Source organism: Streptomyces sp. NPDC002328, from assembly GCF_042890065.1.
Classification (GTDB): Bacteria; Actinomycetota; Actinomycetes; order Streptomycetales; family Streptomycetaceae; genus Streptomyces.
Window position 1 is genome coordinate 282,025 of the sequence record NZ_JBIARQ010000001.1, and the last position, 15,375, is coordinate 297,399.

Genomic DNA, 15,375 nt, shown 5'->3' on the forward strand with positions numbered 1-15,375 from the left:
TGCGTGGGGGTGCAAAATTTCGTGCAGGTTACATGATGGAGCGGTTCTCGGGAACCGGATACTCCGTTCCAACATGCGGACGCCGCGCAGGTGCGGCGGGGTGCCGCGAGGTCGCGACGGGGTGCCGCGCACACGGCTTGAAGTATGTGGGTGCCGAAGGGGACCGGATCGGTCAGATCGGTGTCCATCGGACCTGGGGGCGGAGGGAGCGGCGTCGCTCACCCCGCGAGTGCGCGGCAGGCGTCATTGCCCACAGCGCTTACGGCTCATGCCCGGTGGTCACTCGCTCGAAACCAGCGAGTAACGGCTACTTATGCGGCCCATCGCATAAGTAGCGTCCCGGCTCATCCTACGGCGGTACCGAACAGACTGCCCAGGGCGTACGTCACACCGGCCGCCGCGGCCCCGAGAGCGAGCTGCCGCAGCCCGCTGTACCACCAGCTGCGCGCCGTCACCCTGGCCACCACCGCACCGCACAGAAAGAGCCCGAGCAGCGCGAGCAGCAGGGCAGGCCAGAGGGCGGTCGCGCCCAGCAGATACGGCAGCACGGGGAGCAGGGCGCCGAGCGCGAAGGAGCCGAAGCTCGACACGGCGGCGACGGTCGGCGAGGGCAGGTCGCCGGGATCGACGCCCAGTTCCTCCCGGGCGTGGATCTCCAGGGCCTGTTCGGGGTCGCGCGACAGCTGCCGGGCGACCTCCCGCGCGAGTGGGGCCTCGACGCCCCGGGACTCGTAGAGCGCGGCCAGCTCGGCCTCCTCGTCCTTGGGGTGCTTGCGCAGCTCCCCCCGCTCGACGTCGAGTTCGGCCTCGACGAGTTCGCGCTGCGAGGCGACGGAGGTGTACTCGCCGGCGGCCATGGAGAACGCGCCGGCCGCGAGACCCGCGAGGCCGGTCAGCACGATGCCCGACCGGCCGACCGAGCCGCCGGCGACGCCGGTCATGAGCGCGAGGTTGGAGACCAGTCCGTCCATCGCGCCGAAGACGGCGGGGCGCAGCCAGCCGCCGTTCACGTCGCGGTGGGTGTGGTTGTCACGGTGCGCTTCGTGCAGCGCGGCTTCGTTTTCGATGATCGCCACGAGACTCCCCCTGAGCCAAGCCTTAACTAACTTTGGACACTTTCTACTCTTCGACAACATCAACAGTACGACTCCGGATTCCCGCCCGCCACCAAGGAAAACCTGGCCTACCCACCCCTGCGCCCCCCCGATCGCTCATCTGATCGACATCCCGCACAGATGTCGACCGGGTGACATGGAGGCCGCGCAGGCTCAGGTCAACCGCCGACGGTGGGACACATCCGCAAAGGACTCCGCGCCCGTGCGGAACCCCCTCAGGAGAGGCCCCGTATGGCATCGACCGCCCGCATCCCCTCGGTCCCGGCGCCGGGGGACGCCGCCGAACTCCGCGAACGGGCCCGCGGCGCACTGCTCGGCCTGGCCGTGGGAGACGCCCTCGGGGCGCCGGCCGAGAACATGAAGCCCTCGCAGATCCGCGCCCGCTGGGGCCGGGTCACGGGCTACGTCGCCGAGAAGCCGGCCGGCACGGACGACACCGAGTACGCGATCTTCTCGGGACTGCTGCTGGCCCGCCACGGCTCCGCGCTCACGCCGGCGCATGTGGAGGCGGCCTGGCACGAGTGGATCGCCGACCGCGCCGAGGGCCCGTTCCGCGGGGCGGGCTTCAGCGAGCGCGGCACCCTGGAGAACCTGCGCCGGGGGCTGGCCGCCCCGATCTCGGCCCAGCACCGGCACGCCTGGAGCGACGGCCTCGCCATGCGCGCGGCCCCCTTCGGGGTCTTCGCGGCCGGCCGCCCCGCCGAGGCGGCCCGACTCGTCGCGATCGACGGCTCGGTCAGCCACGACGGCGAGGGCATCTTCGGCGGCCAGGCCGTCGCGGCGGGGGTCGCGGCGGCGATGGCGGGCGCATCCACGATCGCCGTCGTCGCCTCCGCGCTGGCCGTCGTCCCCGAGGACTCCTGGACGGCACGCTCCCTGCGCCGCGCGGTCGCCGCCGCCCATCGCGGCGAACGGGCGGTCCGCTCGGCCGTCGTGATCGGCGGCTACCCGTGGACCGACCTGGCCCCGGAGGCCGTCGCCCTCGCCTTCGGCGCGTACGCGGCGGCCGACGGCGACTTCCGGCACGCCGTCCTCACGGCCGTGAACATGGGCCGCGACGCCGACACCACGGCGGCGGTGGCGGGCGCGCTGGCCGGCGCGACCCAGGGCGCCTCGGCGATCCCGCCCGAGTGGGCGGCCCCCATCGGCCCGGCCCGCGGCACCTGCCTGCCCTCGATGGCGGGCCACCACATCCTGGACGTCGCCGAACTCCTGATCCCCGGCGAGAACGCCAGATGGAGCACCACCGGCTCCACCCCCCACAAGACGGAGGCCCTCTCATGACCCCTCCGGCCCCCTGGACCGACGCAACGACACAACCGACCGAACCCTCACTGACAACCCCGCCGGACGAATCTGCGGTCGCAGCCGCGGTCGCCGACGGCGGGGACGCCCCACAGGGGCCACCCGCACCCGACGACGAATGCCGCACGGGCGGTGCGGGTGGGAAACACAACCCGGCCGAAGGCGAAGCCGAGGCCGGCCGGACAGCCACCAGCCGCCGGCAGGCAACCCGCATCGAGGGCCTCCTGCTCGGCCTGGCCGCAGGCGACGCCGCCGGCTGGCCCGCCGCCCGCCACCGAGCCGCCCGCATGCCGGAGTGGACCCGCCGCCTCACCCGCGAACTCGACACCTTCGCCGAACAGAACGCGACGACCACCCTCCCCGTCCCCATCGCCCTCAACCAGCCCCCCGAACCGCTCCGCCTCGGCCCCTCCGACGACGCCGAATGGGCGGCCTTCGCCGCGGAAGCGGTGCTGCGCGCCGGCGACGACACCGTCCTCGGCGACCTCAGCCGGCAACGCCGGATGCGCGCAGCCATCGACCTCACCTGGAACGCCCTCGCCGGCGAGGTCGCGGCGGCGGCCGACCGCGCCCCCGAGATCGAGTCGGCCGTACTCCCCCTGCGCGCCCGCATCTCCGTACGGGCCGGCCTCGGCAACCTCGCCACCGGCCTGCGTCCGCCCGCGACCGGGCACGACAACCCGCACTACTTCGACGACGCCGCCTGCGTACGCGCGTGCGTGCTCGCGGTGGCCCACCCCGGCGACCCCCGGAAGGCCGCCGAGCTCGCCGAGTTCGACGCCCGCTACACCCAGGACGGCGACGGCGTGCACGGCGCCCGGGCGATGGCGGCGGCGCTGGCGCTCGCGCTCGTCGGCGCGGGAACCGAGGAGTGCGTGACGGCCGCCCTCGCCGAACTCCCCGAGGAGACGGAGATCGGCCGCAACGCCCGCCACGCGCTCAAGCTCGCGCACGACGCGGACAGCGCCTTCGCACTGGTCCCGCTGCTCGAACATCAGATCGTCGACCATGTGTACAGCTACGGCATCGCCGCCGCGGAGACCGTCCCGGTGGCCCTCGCCCTGACCCTCGCCTCCGGCGGCCGTCTGGCGGAAGCCGTGCCGGCCGCGGCCTGTCTGTCCAGGGTCGCGGACTCCGCCCCCGCCCTCGCGGGCGCCCTCACCGGCGCGCTGGGCGGCGGCGCGGCGGTCCCCGACACCTGGCGCGCCGCCTGCCGCACCCTCTCCGGCTGCGCGCTCCCCCGTCTCACCGACACCGACCTCGTGGAACTCGCCGGGCTCCTGGAAACCACACAACCGGCCCCACCGGAGGGATGATTCGGGCCATGACCCCCGAAAACCATAAATCCCCACCCAAAGCACCACCCAAAGCCTCACTCAAAGCCCCACCCGAAGCACTGCCCGACACCCCCGCCGCCCTCGGCGCGCCCTTGGAGGACCGCATCACCGCCGCCCTCGTCGGCGCGGCCGTCGGCGACGCCCTCGGCGGTCCCGTCGAGGGCTACTCCCCCGACCAGATCCTCCAGCGGCACGGCGGCCGCGTCCACGGCATCGTCGGCCCCTGGAACGGCGACGCCTGGCGCACCGCGCGCCCCATCGCGCCGTACCACAAGGGCGACGGGCACGTCACCGACGACACCCTGATGACCCACGCGCTGGTCCGCGTCTACGCCGCGGTCCGCGACCACCTCGACGCGTACGCCCTCGCCGACCATCTGGTCCCGGACCTGATGACGAACCCGCGCTGGATCCCCGAGCTGGAGGCGGAGGCGCTCCCGCTGCACCGCGTCTTCCTCGCGGAGAAGTGGCTCGTGGCGCGGCTGCACTACGGCCACGTCGACCCCCGCGAGGCGGGCAGCGGCAACATCGTCAACTGCGGTGCGGCGATGTACACGGCCCCCGTCGGCCTGGTCAACGCGGCCAACCCGGCAGCCGCCTACGCCGAGGCGATCGACCTCACCGGCGCGCACCAGTCGTCGTACGGAAGGGAGGCGGCCGGGGTCCTCGCCGCGGCGGTGGCGGCGGCCTGCGCGCCGGGAGCGACGCCGGACTCGGTGGTGACGGCGTGTCTGGCCCTGGCGAAGGACGGCACCCGGACCGCGATCGAGAAGGTGTGCGAGACGGCGGCCCGCCACACCGACTTCGAGTCGGCCCTGATCCCGCTGCGTGAGGCCGTGGCCCCCTACGACACGGTGGGCCCCGACTACCGGCAGCCCTCGCCGGCCGCCCGCCGCCCCTCCCGTGTGCACGCCATCGAGGAACTCCCCGTCGCGCTGGGCATGTTGCTGGTGGCCGGCGGCGACTACCGGCACGCCGTGCTGGGCGCGGTGAACTACGGCCGTGACTGCGACTCGATCGCGACGATGGCGGGCGCGATGGCCGGCGCCCTGGGCTCCCCGGTCCCGGACGAGTGGTCGAAGCGGGTCGCGGAGGCGAGCCGGCTGGACCTGTGGGCGCCGGCCCGCACCCTCACCGAGGTCACCCGGGAGGTCTTCGCCCGGGACGTCCGCGCCCGCCGCGCCCACGAGGCGGCCTTCCTCACCCTCGGAGGCCAGGAATGCTCCGCCTGACCTGGGCCCAGCCGGAGGACCTCCTCGGCCATGAACTCCGGCAGGCGGCCCAGGACGGCCGCAACGCCTCCGCCGTCGCGGCCGTCGCGGCCCGCTGGAGGACGGCCGGCGGCTGGGACCCCCCGCCCCGGGCCGGCGTCTCCCCCCAGCCCGCCTCCCCTTATCTGCGGCTCCTCGCGGAAGACCTCCTGGACGAACTGGCGGACCTGCCCTGCGCGTCGGCGGAGGACGAGCCCACCGACCTGGACCGCGTCAAGTCGCTCTGCCCGCACTGGCCCCGCCGGACCACGCGGGATCCCGCGACCGTCACCCCGGCCGCCCTGGAAGCCGCCTGGCTCGGCCGGGCCGTCGGCTGTCTCCTCGGCAAACCCGTGGAGAAGCTCCCCCTCGACGGGGTCCGCGCCCTCGCCCGGTCCACCGGCAACTGGCCGCTGAACGCCTACTTCACCGCCCGGGGCGTCCCCGCCGACCTGCTCGCCGCCCACCCCTGGAACCGCCGCTCGGCCGCCACCTCCCTCGCCGAGAACATCGACGGCATGCCCGAGGACGACGACCTCAACTACCCCCTGCTCAACCTGCTCCTGCTGCAACGTCACGGCAGGGGCTTCACCACCGTCGACGTGGCCCGGCTCTGGCTGGACGAACTCCCCGCCGGCCGCACCTTCACCGCCGAACGCCTCGCCTACCGCAACCTGCTGTGCGGCATCGAACCCCCGCGCACGGCCCGCCACCGCAACCCCTTCCGCGAATGGATCGGCGCCCTCATCCGCGCCGACCTGCACGGCTGGACCAACCCCGGCGACCCGGCCGCCGCGGCGGAACAGGCGCACCGCGACGCCGCCCTCACCCACACCGCCAACGGCGTCTACGCGGCGATGTTCACCGCGGCCGTCGTCGCCACCGCCGCGACCGGCGCGCACGACGTCCACGCCTGCCTCGCCGCCGGCCTCACCGTCGTACCGCCCCGCTCCCGGCTGGCGAGGGCCGTCACCGACGCCGTCCGACTCGCGCGCTCCCACGAGGACTTCGACAGCGTCGTGGACCAACTCCACGCCGCATACGGCGCGTCCCACCACTGGGTGCACGCCGTCCCCAACACCGCCCTGATCGCCGCCGCGCTCACCCACGCCGACGGCGACTTCACCGGCTCCATCACCCGTGCCGTGTCCGGCGGTTGGGACACCGACTCGGCCGGCGCCACCGCGGGCGGGATCGCCGCCCTGCTCGCCGGCGACCCCGCCGCCCTCCCCGACCGCTGGACGGCGCCCCTGAAGAACCGCCTCGCCACCTCGGTCGGCGGCTTCGACGGCGCCGGCTTCGACACCCTCGCCCACCTCACCCACCGGGAGGCTGCACGCCCATGACCGACATCGTCGTGCTCGGCAGCACGAACATGGACCTCGTCGCCTACGTCGAGAAGCCCCCGCAGCGCGGGGAGACCGTCACCGGACGGGAGTTCAGCACGATCCCCGGCGGCAAGGGCGCCAACCAGGCGATCGCCGCCGTCCAGGCGGGCGCCAACGTGTCGATGATCGGCGCGGTCGGCAACGACGCCTTCGGCTCCCGGCTGCGCTCCACGCTGGAGCACTCCGGTGTGAACACCGACCATCTGCGCACCGTGGAGGGGCCCTCCGGCACCGCGCACATCGTCGTGGACGACCAGGGCGGCAACGCGATCGTCGTCGTCCCCGGCGCGAACGGCGCCGTCGACCACCTCGTCCCCGGCGACGAGGGCCTCATCGCCTCCGCCGATGCGCTGCTGCTCCAGTTGGAGATCCCCCTCGCGGCGGTCGTCGCCGGCGCCCAGGCGGCCCGCGCCCACGGCGTCCGGACCGTCCTCACCCCGGCCCCCGCCCAGCACCTGCCGCCCGAACTCCTCGACACCACCGACCTGTTGGTGCCCAACGAGCATGAGGCCACCACCCTCACCGGACGCATCGACCCGCGTGAGGCCGCCCTCGCCCTCCTGGACAGCGTGCCGGAGGTCGTCGTCACCCTCGGCGCGTCCGGCTGCCTGTACGCGACCCGGGGCGCCGAACCGGTGATGATCCGCGCGCCGCACGTCAAGGCCGTGGACTCGACCGGCGCGGGCGACACCTTCGTCGGCGCCCTCGCGGTGGCGCTCGGCGAGGAGCGCCCCGCACAAGAGGCGATCGCCTGGGCGGCGGCGGCCGCCGCGCTGTCGGTCCAGCGGCCGGGGGCGTCCGCGTCGATGCCGTTCCGCTCCGAGATCGACAAGCAGTACACGTCATGACCGAGCCCCACGTGCCCACCGGGCCACCCGCGTCCACCGAGCCGCCCGTGAACCCTCCTGCGCACGCCCCGCTGCACGGTTTGCGCGTCCTCGATCTGGCCACCCTCTTCGCCGGTCCCCTCGCGGCCACCATGCTCGGCGACTTCGGCGCTGAGGTCGTCAAGGTCGAGCACCCGCAGAAGCCCGACCCGTCCCGGGGCCACGGCCCGTCCAAGGACGGCGTCGGGCTGTGGTGGAAGCTCCTCGGCCGCAACAAGCGCGCGATCACGCTGAACCTGTCCCGGCCCGGCGGCCGGGACACCCTGCTGCGTCTCGCCGCGACCGCCGACGTGATCATCGAGAACTTCCGGCCCGGCACCCTGGAGAAGTGGGACCTCGGCTGGGAGGAGCTGTCGGCGGCCAACCCCCGGCTGATCCTCACCCGGGTCACCGCCTTCGGCCAGTTCGGTCCCTACGCCCATCGCCCCGGCTTCGGCACCCTCGCCGAGGCGATGAGCGGCTTCGCGGCGATCACCGGCGAACCGGACGCGCCCCCGACCCTGCCGCCGTTCGGCCTCGCCGACTCCATCGCGGCGCTGGCGACGGCGTACGCCGTGATGACGGCCCTCGCCGCCCGCGAGCGCACCGGCGAGGGGCAGGTCGTCGACATGGCGATCATCGAGCCGATCCTGACCGTCCTCGGCCCTCAGCCCCTCTGGTACGACCAGCTCGGCCACGTCCAGAAGCGCACCGGGAACCGGTCCGCCAACAACGCCCCGCGCAACACCTACCGCACGGCGGACGGCAGTTGGGTCGCCGTGTCGACGTCGGCCCAGTCGGTCGCGGAACGCGTCATGCGGCTGGTCGGCCGCCCCGACCTGATCGACGAGCCGTGGTTCGCGACGGGCGCCGAGCGGGCCGCCCACGCCGACGTCCTCGACGAGGCGGTCGGCCGCTGGATCGCCGCGAACACCCGCACCGACGTCCTCGCCGCCTTCGAGAAGGCCGAGGCGGCCGTCGCCCCCGTCCAGGACGTCCGGGACGTGATGACGGACCCTCAGTACCAGGCACTGGACACGGTCACCACCGTCGACGACCCCGAACTGGGCCCGATCCGCATGCAGAACGTCCTCTTCCGGCTCTCCTCCACGCCCGGCGCGATCCGCTGGGCCGGCCGCCCGCACGGCGCGGACACCGAGTCGGTCCTCACCGAACTCGGCCTCACCCCGGCCGACCTGACCGCCCTGCGCGCGGAGGGCGCCCTGTGACCTTCCCGCTCACCTGGCTGTACGCCCCCGGCGACCGCCCGCACGTCGTCGCCAAGGCCCTCGTGTGCGGCGCGGACGTCGTCGTGATCGACTTGGAGGACGCGGTCGCCCCGGACCGCAAGGAGTACGCCCGCGCGGCGACCGCCGAACTCCTCACGGAGGTGCCCGGCGTTCCGGTCCATGTCCGGGTCAATGCCCTGGACGGTCCGCTGGCCCGGGACGACCTCGGGGCGGTGGCGGGCCTGCCGGGCGTCTCGGGGCTGCGGCTGCCGAAGGTGACGTCGCCGGGGCAGATCGCCCGGATCGCGGAGGCGACCGCACCCTCGGACGGCGGCGCGCCCTCGCTGTTCGCCCTGGTGGAGACGGCCCTCGGCGTCGAACACGCCTTCGCCATCGCCGCCGCCCACCCTGCCCTGCGCGGCATCGCGCTGGGCGAGGCGGATCTACGGGCCGACCTGGGCGTCCGGGAGGACGCCGGCCTCGACTGGTGCCGCTCCCGCGTGATCGTCGCCGCGCGGGCCGCGGCGCTGCCCCCGCCGCCCCAGTCCGTCCACCCCGACACCCGTGACCTGGAGGGCCTGGCGGCCTCCTGCGCCCATGGCCGCACCCTCGGCTTCCTGGGCCGCGCCGCCATCCACCCCCGTCAGCTGCCGATCATCGAACGGGCCTATCTGCCCACGCAGCGGGAGTTGGAGGAGGCGGAGACGATCGTCAAGGCGGCGGCGACCGAGCAGGGCGCCCAGGCCCTCCCGGACGGCCGCTTCATCGACGCGGCGGTGGTGGCGGCGGCCCAGCGGACCCTGTCCCTGGCCCGCAGGATCTGACCGCGGGGCCGGCCCGGCACGGCCCCGGCACACAGCGAGGGCGCCCGGAGATCCCGGGCGCCCTCGTCGGTCTGTCGGGCCGTCAGCTCTTCTTGCCCGCCGACTCGGCCTCGGTCTCGACCTTCGCATCGGCCTTCGTCCCGGCCTCGGCGTCGGTCCCGGTCTCGGTCTTCGTGTCGGCCTTGGCCTCGGACTTGTTCTCGGACTTCGTCTCAGACTTCGTCTCGGTCTTCGAGTCGGCCCCGGCCTCGGGTCCCTTCCCGACGGACTTCTCGTCCTTCGCGGACTTGTCGTCCTTCGCGGACTTCTCGTCCTTCGCGGACTTCTCGTCCGTCTCGGCCTTGGCCGCCCCGGCGTCCTTCTTCGTCTCCGAGGACTCGGCGTCGGCCGCATCGCCGTCGGGGGCCTGGGCGTCGGGCTCCACGATCTCCTCGCGGCCCGGCCGCTTCTTCGCCGACAGCACCAGGTAGACCACCGCGAGGACGAAGACGAACAGCGCGGTCCAGTTGTTCAGCCGCAGACCCAGGATGTGGTGGGCGTCGTCGACGCGCATGTACTCGATCCAGAAGCGGCCCACGCAGTACGCGGCGACGTACAGCGCGAACGCCCGCCCGTGGCCCAGCTTGAAGCGACGGTCGGCCCAGATGACGAGCAGGGCGACGCCGACGCACCACAACGACTCGTACAGGAACGTCGGGTGGTAGTACCCGGGCACCCGGCCGTCCGCCGCGGAGGTGATGTGCAGGGCCCACGGAAGGTCCGTCTCCCGCCCGTAGAGCTCCTGGTTGAACCAGTTGCCCCAGCGGCCGATGGCCTGGGCGAGGGCGATGCCGGGCGCGATGGCGTCGGCGTACGCGGGCAGCGGGATGCCCCGGCGCCGGCAGCCGATCCACGCGCCCACCGCTCCGAGAGCGATCGCGCCCCAGATGCCGAGGCCGCCCTCCCAGATCTTGAAGGCGTCCACCCAGTCACGGCCCTCGCTGAAGTACAGCTCGTAGTCCGTGATCACGTGGTAGAGACGGCCGCCGATCAGACCGAAGGGCACGGCCCAGACCGCGATGTCGGCCACCGTGCCGGCCCGCCCGCCCCGGGCGATCCAGCGCCTGTTGCCGAGCCAGACCGCGACGAAGACGCCGACGATGATGCAGAACGCGTAGCCGCGCAGCGGGACGGGGCCGAGGTACAGCACTCCGCGCGACGGGCTGGGAATGTAGGCAAGTTCCATGGCAGGGTCGACGCTACCGTGCCGGGCCGGGCGCACGGCAACCAGCCCGGCTACGGCTCCATAACAGGCGGGCGGGCGGAGCCCGCCGCCGGCGCTCACCCCTGGGCGGCCTCCTCCACCATCTGCTTCAGCTTCGCGGGCGTCATCGTGCGATCCGCGTAGATGTTCTTGCCGTTGAACAGCACAGTCGGGGTGCCGGTGAAGCCCCCCTTCTGGAAGGCCTCGTTGGACTTCGCGACCCAGCTGTTGTGCGTGCCGTCCTCCACACACGTGCGGAACGCGGGCGTGTCGAGACCGTCGACCTTGGCGGCCAGCTCGATCAGCTTGCTGTTCTTCGCGTACGCGTCGTCGGGCTCGGGCGGCTGGTTCTCGAACAGCACGTCGTGGTACGCGGGGAACTTGCCGGCGTCCTGGGCGCAGGCCGCGGCGTTCGCGGCGTTGCGGGAGCCGGTGCCGCCCATGTTGCCGTCGATGAGGGTGACCAGGTGGTACTCCACCTTGAGCTTCCCGGCCTCGGTCAGCTCGTGCAGGGTCGAGCGGTAGGCGTCCTCGAAGCCCTTGCAGGCGGGGCAGCGGAAGTCCTCCCACACCGTGAGCGTGGACTTGGCGTCATCCTCGCCGACGGGGATCGCGAGGGCGTCCTTGCCCTGTGCGCCCGAGGGCGCGACGACCGGGCCCGCGCTGTCGCTGCCGTCGTCCTTGCCGGCGTTCGCCGCGACGACGCCGATGATCGCCGCCAGGCCCAGCACGCACACGACGCTCGCGGCGACGATCAGCGTCCGGCGACGCCGCTCCCCGGCCTTCTGCTTCTCGCGCTCGACCGCCAGCCGCTCCCTGGCGGTGCGCTTCCCATCACGATTCTTCTCGCTCACACCCCGGAAACGAACCGGGGAGGCGTGCAGCGCCTCCCCGGTCCCAGGTCCACCCGTTCGGGTGACCGAATGCTCCGCGTCCGGCGCGAGCCGGACCCGTTCGAGCCGTCACGCCTGGCCGCGTACGCCCTTCGCCAGTTCGCCGGCGAGCGCCCGGACGGCCTCGACGCCGGCCGCGTCGTCCGGGGCGTCCAGCATCCGCTTGACGAAGGCCGAGCCGACGATCACCCCGTCGGCGAAGCCGGCCACCTCGGCCGCCTGCACCGCGTCGGAGACCCCGAGGCCGACGCAGACGGGCAGGCCGCTGCCGGTGGCCCGGGTGCGTTCGACCAGGTCCTGGGCCTGCGCGCCGACCGACTCGCGGGTGCCGGTGACGCCCATCAGCGAGGCGGCGTAGACGAAGCCGCTGCCCGCCCCGGTGATGGTGGCGAGCCGCTCGTCCTTGCTGCTGGGCGCCACGACGAAGACGGTCGCGAGGCCGTGCTTGTCGGCGTGCTCCCTCCACAGCGCCGACTCCTGCACGGGCAGGTCGGGCAGGATCGCCCCGGCCCCGCCCGCCTCGGCGAGCTCGGCGGTGAACCGCTCGACGCCGTAGCGGTCGATGGGGTTCCAGTACGTCATGACGAGCACCGGCTTGCCGGTGGCCGCGTGGGCCTCGCGGACCGTGCGCATCACGTCGGCGATCCTGACGCCGCCGCGCAGGGCGATGTCGTCGGCGGTCTGGATGACCGGGCCGTCGAGGACGGGGTCGCTGTGCGGCAGACCGACCTCGACGACGTCCGCGCCGCCGTCGAAGGCGGCCTTGATCGCCTCGATGCCGCCGTCCACGGTCGGGAACCCGGCCGGGAGGTAGGCGATGAGGGCGGCGCGGCCCTCCGCCTTGGCGGCGGCGAGGGTGTCCGTCAACAGCCGAATGTTGCCGCTCACTTGGCGTCCCCCTCGATCTCGGCGAGGTCGGCGGCGTCGGCCTCGACCTCGGCGTCGGTGTCGTACAGGCCGAAGTAGCGGGCGGCGGTGTCCATGTCCTTGTCGCCGCGGCCGGACAGGTTGACGACGATCAGCCCGTCCTTGCCCAGCTCCTTGCCGACCTCCAGGGCGCCGGCCAGCGCGTGGGCGCTCTCGATGGCCGGGATGATGCCCTCGGTGCGCGACAGCAGGCGCAGCGCCTGCATGGCCGCGTCGTCGGTGACCGCGCGGTACTCGCCGCGGCCGGAGTCCTTGAGGTAGGAGTGCTCGGGGCCGATGCCCGGGTAGTCCAGGCCCGCGGAGATCGAGTACGGCTCGGTGATCTGGCCCTCGTCGTCCTGGAGGACGTAGGACCGGGAGCCGTGCAGGATGCCGGGCTCGCCCGCGGTGAGGGTGGCCGCGTGCTCTCCGGTCTCGATCCCGTGTCCGGCGGGCTCGCAGCCGATGAGGCGTACGCCGGTGTCCGGGATGAAGGCGTGGAAGAGGCCGATGGCGTTGGAGCCGCCGCCGACGCAGGCGATCGCCGCGTCGGGCAGGCGTCCGGCGCGCTCCAGGATCTGGCGGCGGGCCTCGACGCCGATGACGCGGTGGAAGTCGCGGACCATGGCCGGGAAGGGGTGCGGTCCCGCGACGGTGCCGAACAGGTAGTGGGTGCGGTCGACGTTGGCGACCCAGTCGCGGAAGGCCTCGTTGATGGCGTCCTTCAGCGTGCGGCTGCCGGACTTCACCGCGACGACCTCGGCGCCCAGCATGCGCATCCGGGCCACGTTGAGGGCCTGGCGCTGGGTGTCGATCTCGCCCATGTAGATGGTGCAGTCGAGGCCGAACAGGGCGCAGGCGGTCGCGGTGGCGACGCCGTGCTGGCCGGCGCCGGTCTCGGCGATCACGCGCGTCTTGCCCATGCGCTTGGTGAGCAGCGCCTGGCCGAGCACGTTGTTGATCTTGTGCGAACCGGTGTGGTTGAGGTCCTCGCGCTTGAGGAACACCCGGGCGCCGCCGGCGTGTTCGGCGAACCTCGGCACCTCGGTGAGGGAGCTGGGGCGGCCGGTGTAGTGGACGAGCAGATCGTCGAGTTCGCGGGCGAACTCGGGGTCGTGCTTGGCCTTGTCGTACTCGACGGCCACCTCGTCCACGGCGGCGACGAGGGCCTCCGGGATGAACTTGCCGCCGAAGGCGCCGAAGTAGCCTTCGGCGCTGGGGACTTGACCCTCCGGGTCGGGGATGAAGAACTCGCTGGGCATGCGGAAACCTCACGGTGAGCTTGGGAAACACCTGATAGCCGTGGGGCGTGGGGTTGTCAGTCGGCTACGGGCCGTCAGTGGCTGGTCGCGCCCGCGCGGCGGCAGCCGCACATCGAATGGAGCCCCGCGCCCTTGAAGGGGCGCTGCCATCGACGCCCGTTGACCTGCCCAGGTTCGTCTCCGATGACGTATCGCACACGTCGACCATGCACGCGCCGTGCGGGCGCGCGGCAGCCGCGCGGGCGGCAGCCGCGTGCGAGGCGGGCGTACCGGTCCGTGGCGGGCACGGTCGTCGTCGGAGTCATCGGAGGTCAGCCTAGCGGGTGATCAACTACGCCCGTGGCGCAGCGCGGGGTGTTCGCCCGCCGCGACCAGGTCGGCGACCGCCGTCTTGGGGTCGCGGCCGGTGACCAGGGACTCGCCGACCAGGACCGCGTCGGCACCGGCGTTGGCGTAGGCGATGAGGTCGTGCGGGCCCCGGACGCCGGACTCGGCGATCTTGACGAGGTGGTCGGGGATCTCGGGGGCGACCCGTTCGAAGGTGCCCCGGTCGACCTCCAGCGTCTTCAGGTTGCGCGCGTTGACGCCGATCACCTTGGCGCCGGCGTCCACCGCGCGCTCGACCTCGTCCTCGTCGTGGACCTCGACGAGCGGGGTGAGACCGATGGAGACGGCACGCTCGATCAGCGACTCCAGGGCCGACTGGTCGAGCGCGGCCACGATCAGCAGCGCGAGGTCGGCGCCGTACGCGCGGGCCTCCCACAGCTGGTACGAGGTGACGATGAAGTCCTTGCGCAGCACCGGGATGTCCACGCGCGCGCGGACGGCCTCCAGGTCGGCGAGCGAGCCGCCGAAGCGGCGCTGTTCGGTGAGGACGGAGATGACGGCCGCGCCGCCCGCCTCGTAGTCGGCGGCGAGGCCCGCCGGGTCGGCGATCGCGGCCAGCGCGCCCTTGGACGGGCTGGAGCGCTTGACCTCGCAGATCACCTTGACGCCGTCGCCCTTGAGCGCGGCGACCCCGTCCTTGGCTGCGGGAGCCTTCGCCGCGCGCTCCTTGAGCTCGTCGAGGCTGACGCGCGCCTGCCGTTCCGCGAGGTCGGCACGGACTCCGTCGATGATCTCGTCGAGCACACTCACGCGAGCGGCCCCCTTCCAGACGGTTGACAGTTCCAGCGACCAGGGAAATCCATGGCCACTGCGATGGTATCCGGAGGAACCCGAAGGCCTCACATCCGCTTGACAGCGGTCCCACTACCTGGACGTCCGGGGCGCGATCAAGGGTGCAGCCAGCCACCGAACGGCAGGTTCCGGGCAACCGTGAAGACCAGCAGCAACGTGCCCAGCGTCCACAGGTGCGCGGTCCCGAGGTCGAGGCGCGTCGGGCGGCCGCGGGCCGCGCGGACCACCCAGACGGTCCACAGCACGGCGAAGCCCAGGTAGGCGGCCACGGCCATCGCGTTGGCGTGCAGGGCGGCGGTGAGGTCGCCGTGCACGAAGGCGTGGGCGCTGCGCAGTCCGCCGCAGCCGGGGCAGTACAGGCCGGTGTACCGCAGGAGCGGGCAGATCGGGTAGTGGCCGGGCTCGTTGGGGTCGACGGCCCCGACGTACGCGAAGGCCCCGGCCACGGCCGCGAGAAGCGCGGCGGGCACGGCGATCCGTTTCAGGAGGTCTCCCCGGGAGGGCGTCCCAGAAACGGGCGAAGGCGGTGTTGGGGGCGGGTCGGGAGGCGGTGTCACGCTGCGGCTGTCGGCGTTCAC

15 protein-coding genes are annotated in these 15,375 nt (G+C 73.3%); 7 read left to right on the forward strand and 8 right to left on the reverse strand.

What is annotated here, in order from left to right:
- Nucleotides 1–344: 344 nt before the first annotated feature.
- Nucleotides 345–1,076, reverse strand: a complete 732-nt coding sequence (locus ACFYX4_RS01295; RefSeq protein ID WP_389323845.1) for a VIT1/CCC1 transporter family protein — start codon at nt 1,074–1,076, stop codon at nt 345–347.
- Between the two features lie 270 nt (nt 1,077–1,346).
- Between ACFYX4_RS01295 and ACFYX4_RS01300 the strand changes: the two genes are divergently transcribed.
- The 7 genes from ACFYX4_RS01300 to ACFYX4_RS01330 are packed head-to-tail and all read left to right on the forward strand — an operon-like array spanning nt 1,347 to nt 9,314.
- The gene (locus ACFYX4_RS01300; protein ID WP_389323848.1) at nt 1,347–2,399 is read left to right on the forward strand and encodes an ADP-ribosylglycohydrolase family protein; all 1,053 of its coding nucleotides are present in this window, start codon (nt 1,347–1,349) and stop codon (nt 2,397–2,399) included.
- Nucleotides 2,396–3,736, forward strand: a complete 1,341-nt coding sequence (locus tag ACFYX4_RS01305) for an ADP-ribosylglycohydrolase family protein (RefSeq protein WP_389323851.1) — start codon at nt 2,396–2,398, stop codon at nt 3,734–3,736. Before ACFYX4_RS01300 ends, ACFYX4_RS01305 begins: the two co-directional genes overlap by 4 nt.
- An 8-nt stretch (nt 3,737–3,744) precedes the next feature.
- A complete protein-coding gene (locus tag ACFYX4_RS01310) occupies nt 3,745–4,989 on the forward strand; it encodes an ADP-ribosylglycohydrolase family protein (RefSeq protein WP_389323854.1) in 1,245 nt (414 codons plus the stop codon).
- Nucleotides 4,977–6,353 (forward strand): ADP-ribosylglycohydrolase family protein, encoded by a 1,377-nt coding sequence (locus ACFYX4_RS01315; protein WP_389323857.1) that lies wholly within the window; start codon nt 4,977–4,979, stop codon nt 6,351–6,353. The genes ACFYX4_RS01310 and ACFYX4_RS01315 overlap by 13 nt, the downstream gene beginning before the upstream one ends.
- A complete protein-coding gene (rbsK, locus tag ACFYX4_RS01320) occupies nt 6,350–7,243 on the forward strand; it encodes a ribokinase (protein ID WP_389323860.1) in 894 nt (297 codons plus the stop codon). The genes ACFYX4_RS01315 and rbsK overlap by 4 nt, the downstream gene beginning before the upstream one ends.
- Nucleotides 7,240–8,490, forward strand: coding sequence for a CaiB/BaiF CoA transferase family protein (locus tag ACFYX4_RS01325; RefSeq protein ID WP_389323863.1), 1,251 nt, complete (start codon nt 7,240–7,242; stop codon nt 8,488–8,490). The genes rbsK and ACFYX4_RS01325 overlap by 4 nt, the downstream gene beginning before the upstream one ends.
- The gene (locus tag ACFYX4_RS01330; protein WP_389323865.1) at nt 8,487–9,314 is read left to right on the forward strand and encodes an HpcH/HpaI aldolase/citrate lyase family protein; all 828 of its coding nucleotides are present in this window, start codon (nt 8,487–8,489) and stop codon (nt 9,312–9,314) included. The genes ACFYX4_RS01325 and ACFYX4_RS01330 overlap by 4 nt, the downstream gene beginning before the upstream one ends.
- A gap of 82 nt (nt 9,315–9,396) precedes the next feature.
- Here the strand turns inward: ACFYX4_RS01330 and lgt are convergent, their stop codons facing one another.
- The 7 genes from lgt to ACFYX4_RS01365 form a co-directional block, all read right to left on the reverse strand.
- Nucleotides 9,397–10,539: a prolipoprotein diacylglyceryl transferase gene (gene lgt / locus ACFYX4_RS01335; RefSeq protein ID WP_389323868.1), complete on the reverse strand. Its 1,143-nt coding sequence runs from the start codon at nt 10,537–10,539 to the stop codon at nt 9,397–9,399.
- 95 nt (nt 10,540–10,634) lie between these two features.
- Complete coding sequence (locus ACFYX4_RS01340) at nt 10,635–11,411, reverse strand: DsbA family protein (protein WP_389323871.1); 777 nt, start codon at nt 11,409–11,411, stop codon at nt 10,635–10,637.
- 108 nt (nt 11,412–11,519) lie between these two features.
- Nucleotides 11,520–12,338: a tryptophan synthase subunit alpha gene (gene trpA, locus ACFYX4_RS01345; RefSeq protein ID WP_389323873.1), complete on the reverse strand. Its 819-nt coding sequence runs from the start codon at nt 12,336–12,338 to the stop codon at nt 11,520–11,522.
- Nucleotides 12,335–13,618, reverse strand: a complete 1,284-nt coding sequence (gene trpB / locus ACFYX4_RS01350) for a tryptophan synthase subunit beta (RefSeq protein WP_389323875.1) — start codon at nt 13,616–13,618, stop codon at nt 12,335–12,337. Before trpB ends, trpA begins: the two co-directional genes overlap by 4 nt.
- Before the next feature lie 74 nt (nt 13,619–13,692).
- Complete coding sequence (trpM, locus tag ACFYX4_RS01355; protein WP_389323878.1) at nt 13,693–13,923, reverse strand: tryptophan biosynthesis modulator TrpM; 231 nt, start codon at nt 13,921–13,923, stop codon at nt 13,693–13,695.
- Between the two features lie 22 nt (nt 13,924–13,945).
- Nucleotides 13,946–14,755, reverse strand: coding sequence for an indole-3-glycerol phosphate synthase TrpC (gene trpC, locus ACFYX4_RS01360; protein WP_389323881.1), 810 nt, complete (start codon nt 14,753–14,755; stop codon nt 13,946–13,948).
- Between the two features lie 137 nt (nt 14,756–14,892).
- A complete protein-coding gene (locus ACFYX4_RS01365; RefSeq protein WP_389326659.1) occupies nt 14,893–15,282 on the reverse strand; it encodes a DUF2752 domain-containing protein in 390 nt (129 codons plus the stop codon).
- Nucleotides 15,283–15,375: the final 93 nt, after the last annotated feature.

Coding starts and splice junctions, on each gene's coding strand:
- ACFYX4_RS01300 (WP_389323848.1), top strand. CDS start 1,347: ATGGCATCGACCGCCCGCATCCCCTCGGTCCCGGCGCCGGGGGACGCC.
- ACFYX4_RS01305 (WP_389323851.1), top strand. CDS start 2,396: ATGACCCCTCCGGCCCCCTGGACCGACGCAACGACACAACCGACCGAA.
- trpB (WP_389323875.1), bottom strand. CDS start 13,618: ATGCCCAGCGAGTTCTTCATCCCCGACCCGGAGGGTCAAGTCCCCAGC.
- rbsK (WP_389323860.1), top strand. CDS start 6,350: ATGACCGACATCGTCGTGCTCGGCAGCACGAACATGGACCTCGTCGCC.
- ACFYX4_RS01325 (WP_389323863.1), top strand. CDS start 7,240: ATGACCGAGCCCCACGTGCCCACCGGGCCACCCGCGTCCACCGAGCCG.
- ACFYX4_RS01310 (WP_389323854.1), top strand. CDS start 3,745: ATGACCCCCGAAAACCATAAATCCCCACCCAAAGCACCACCCAAAGCC.
- ACFYX4_RS01315 (WP_389323857.1), top strand. CDS start 4,977: ATGCTCCGCCTGACCTGGGCCCAGCCGGAGGACCTCCTCGGCCATGAA.
- lgt (WP_389323868.1), bottom strand. CDS start 10,539: ATGGAACTTGCCTACATTCCCAGCCCGTCGCGCGGAGTGCTGTACCTC.
- trpM (WP_389323878.1), bottom strand. CDS start 13,923: ATGACTCCGACGACGACCGTGCCCGCCACGGACCGGTACGCCCGCCTC.